The sequence below is a fragment of the Okeania sp. SIO2B9 genome, from assembly GCF_010672505.1.
Taxonomy (GTDB): Bacteria; Cyanobacteriota; Cyanobacteriia; order Cyanobacteriales; family Microcoleaceae; genus Okeania; species Okeania hirsuta.
The window spans coordinates 1-3,527 of sequence record NZ_JAAHGK010000827.1; the positions used below are offsets into that span (position 1 = coordinate 1).

Sequence of the window (3,527 nt, forward strand, 5' to 3'; positions counted from 1 at the left end):
TAGAGTGGCAAATTACGGCTCTAGATAACTTGAAGCGTCGGGGTGATTAACTGTTAAACTTAAACCGTAGAAAATAGTTGTAAAATTTACACTCATTGTTGTAATATTAAATAGGTAACAATAAATTATCAAAAAAGCGAATAAGTGAATGCGACTTGTTGATAGACATATTATTAACCGAACACATAACTTTTGGCGAGTTTGTGATGAATTAGCCTTTAAGTCGAAAAACTTGTATGATTTGGCTAATTATTATTGTCGTCAGCATTTTTTCCAGTCCTCAAAAAGCCTGGATTTAACTAAACTGTACCACGCCACCAAAGATAGCGATGCTTATAGAGCATTACCAACTAAAGTATCAAAACAAATAATCAAATGCTTGGTGGCCACTTGGCGTAGTTATTTTCAGGCAATGGGAGAATGGTCAAAACATCCAGGGAAGTTTTTGGGTAAGCCCAAAATACCCAAATATAAGGACAAAACCCAAGGTAGAAATGTAGTTATATATTCAAAGGAATCAGTCTATAGAGCAAGTTTAAAAAATGGTATTTGTCACTTATCCATGAGTGATATCAAAATACCTGTAGTTGTGGATACTGTAATCGAAGTTAGGATAGTACCTGCTACTAGCTGCTATATAATTGAAGTAGTGTATGAAAAAACGAATCAGCCACAAATAAACTCAAGATATGTAGCCGGAATAGACTTAGGAATTGACCGATTAGTTGCTCTATCTACAAATAAGCCTGGTGTCAAACCACTGCTGATTAACGGGAAGCCACTAAAAAGTGTCAATCAATTATATAACAAGCGTAAAGCTAAGTACCAAAGTCATCTCAAAGGCAACAGAAAAACCAGTCGTAAGATTGAAGCATTGAGTTATCATCGAAATCGTTTTGTGGAGAATTATCTGCATAACACCAGTTTCTTAGTGGTTGAGTATTTAACCACAAATAATATTGGTACTGTAGTCATAGGAAAAAATGATAACTGGAAACAAGGTGCAAATATAGGCAAAAAAACAATCAAAACTTTACCCAAATACCACACTCTAAGCTAATTCAACAGATAACTTATAAATGTGAACTTGCTGGTATCAAAGTTATGGAGACAGAAGAAAGTTACACCAGTAAAACTTCTGCACTTGATTTAGAATTGCCCAGGTGCCATGAGAATTATGTGGGAAAACGAGTCAAACGCGGTTTGTTTAGAAGTGGAACTGGTAAAGTGATTAATGCTGATATCAACGGCAGTCTTCAAATAATTAGAAAGAAATTCCCAGAGGCATTTACTGCCGAGGGAATAGTGAGCTGTGCCGTACAGCCTGTATTGGTTAATCCAATATTAAGATAAAAGCTGTCACGATTTTCTACAGTTTTTTTCGTACGGTTCAGAATTAAATTGATCTCGGCTAAAGCAAGCAGGAATTGAGTTTGTGCATGGTGATGTGCGAAATGCCGAATATCTGGAACCAACGGCACTACAACCCGATTTAATTTTAGAGTGTTCGGCGGAGCCATCAGTTTTGGCAGGATATGCTTCTCCAGGCTATGTGCTGCAAACGAATCTAGTAGGAACGATTAACTGCTTGGAATTAGCTCGGCAAACTGAGGCAGATTTTATTTTTCTATCTACCAGTCGGGTTGATCCCATTGCTTATCTGAAGGCTCTAAAGTTTACCGAAACAGAAACCCGCTTTCAACTGATGGAACAACAGCCTTTACAGGGGGCATCCAGTCAGGGAATTTCCGAAGAATTTCCTTTAGATAAAGCGCGCTCTCTCTACGGCTCAACCAAGCTGGCATCAGAATTACTAATCGCTGAATATGCCAATGCCTACTCCATGAGGACCTTAATTAATCGCTGTGGAGTGCTAACTGGTCCCTGGCAGATGGGCAAGGTCGATCAGGGAGTATTTGCTCTATGGATGGCCTGTCACTATTTCCTGAAACCATTGAAATATATCGGCTATGGCGGTACAGGCAAACAGGTTAGAGACTTCTTGCATCTGGCCGATTTACTAGACTTAATTGACTTACAAATTCACAGTTTGGAGGAGTTGAAAGGACAGACTTTTAACGTGGGTGGGGGAGCCATTAACACCCTTTCACTGCATGAAACTACCGAGCTTTGTCAGGAAATTACCGGGCATCAGATTTCCATTACTCCCGTTCCCGAAACTCGCCCTGGAGATGTTCCTATTTTTGTTACAGACTCCCGCAAAGTTATGGCCGCTACTGGATGGCAACCCCAAAGAGATGCCAAAACGACTCTCAGTGAAATTTATGAATGGATTGAGCAATTTAAGGAACAACTCAGCGATGTTTTTATAGGATGAGCGGGGGCATTTGAACAGAAACCTACGCTTATATTGAAAAGCTTACCAAGCAATAGTTTCAAGCTGTGTAAAATCTAGAATTTTCCTAGATAATTTGAAGTATGACATAAATTCTCTAACGAGTTTAGGTTGTTTCAAACGCTGAAAAATCAAAACCGTAGGTTTTTTCAAATTGGTATCAGTTAATCTTTCAAATCAAGAAAAAATGAATTTATTGATTTTCAGACAGCGAAAAATAAATTTCCTAAAGTTTGAAATAACGTTATTTCGTCAATACACAAAATGGCAAAGTTTAGAATGAAATAGCCCTGCTATAGAGTGAGTCATTTTTTAAGTATCTTTCTATCAAAATTATCGCGACAATATCATCTACTGGTTTAGGTGGAATTCTCATTCCTAAAGGAATTAGACGAAAAATACCTTGAGGAGGATACATTTGCCAATAGCGATCGCGAGCTTCTAAACTAGAATAACGTTCATCTATTTTGATTATTGGTACTGTTTTTGAAATGATTTTTGTGAGGCTTTGTTTCCAAATTTTTGAGGTGGTTTGGTCGCCAATCACTATTAAATCAATGTCAAACTTTTGATATAAGTTTTTAATTGTTTTGACAACTTCTAGAGATTCTATAACTTGGTGGTAGTGTAGTTTTTTTTCTCTATCCATAAGTGCAATACCACACTTTTGGCTACCTGGGTCAAATCCTAAAATCATGTTTGGATATCTTTATTTGCTGACTAGATTAATCTTTTTTATTTAAATTTTACTTGTTGTTGTAGCTTTTCTCAGTTGCAGAAATTAAGCAATTAATAATTAACAATTAATAATTACTTATCCTGAAAATTATCGGATTGGCGAACAGTTTTTTTATACTTAATGTGATTACCGAATAATTAAGATTTAAACCCTCTCCTTTTAAGGAGAAACAAGAAAAAATTTTCCTTTGATTAAATCCTCTTCCTTTTAGGTAGAGGTAATTATCAATTATCAATTATTGAACACAACCCCTTTATAGTAGTTAACTAAATTCCATATTATATAAAAAATTTTATCTACTAAAATAAGGGTGGTGGTAACCGGATTTAATATTATTTTTTCTATAAAAAAAATGCTTTAAACCTTAATTATTCATAATGTAATTTTTTTTAGGGAGTACATAAAAGGCAAGGTATAGCAGTCGAAGGAAAG

The 3,527-nt window shown here is 36.0% G+C and carries 4 protein-coding genes; 3 read left to right on the top strand and 1 reads right to left on the bottom strand.

Annotated features, from left to right (window positions below; translation table 11 throughout):
* Positions 1 to 148 precede the first annotated feature (148 nt).
* The 3 genes from F6K13_RS24040 to F6K13_RS24050 all read left to right on the top strand — a co-directional run bounded on the left by F6K13_RS24040 (position 149) and on the right by F6K13_RS24050 (position 2,338).
* Positions 149 to 1,060 carry a transposase gene (locus tag F6K13_RS24040; protein WP_287288609.1) on the top strand — a complete coding sequence of 304 codons (912 nt, stop codon included), beginning with the start codon at positions 149 to 151 and terminating at the stop codon, positions 1,058 to 1,060.
* Positions 1,061 to 1,104: 44 nt separating this feature from the next.
* Positions 1,105 to 1,353 (top strand): hypothetical protein, encoded by a 249-nt coding sequence (locus F6K13_RS24045; protein WP_240039144.1) that lies wholly within the window; start codon positions 1,105 to 1,107, stop codon positions 1,351 to 1,353.
* Positions 1,354 to 1,426: 73 nt separating this feature from the next.
* Positions 1,427 to 2,338: an NAD-dependent epimerase/dehydratase family protein gene (locus F6K13_RS24050; RefSeq protein ID WP_124146910.1), complete on the top strand. Its 912-nt coding sequence runs from the start codon at positions 1,427 to 1,429 to the stop codon at positions 2,336 to 2,338.
* Positions 2,339 to 2,630: 292 nt separating this feature from the next.
* Here the strand turns inward: F6K13_RS24050 and F6K13_RS24055 are convergent, their stop codons facing one another.
* Positions 2,631 to 3,053, bottom strand: a complete 423-nt coding sequence (locus tag F6K13_RS24055) for a pre-16S rRNA-processing nuclease YqgF (protein WP_124146909.1) — start codon at positions 3,051 to 3,053, stop codon at positions 2,631 to 2,633.
* Positions 3,054 to 3,527 lie beyond the last annotated feature (474 nt).

Coding starts and splice junctions, on each gene's coding strand:
- F6K13_RS24045 (WP_240039144.1), top strand. CDS start 1,105: ATGGAGACAGAAGAAAGTTACACCAGTAAAACTTCTGCACTTGATTTA.
- F6K13_RS24055 (WP_124146909.1), bottom strand. CDS start 3,053: ATGATTTTAGGATTTGACCCAGGTAGCCAAAAGTGTGGTATTGCACTT.
- F6K13_RS24040 (WP_287288609.1), top strand. CDS start 149: ATGCGACTTGTTGATAGACATATTATTAACCGAACACATAACTTTTGG.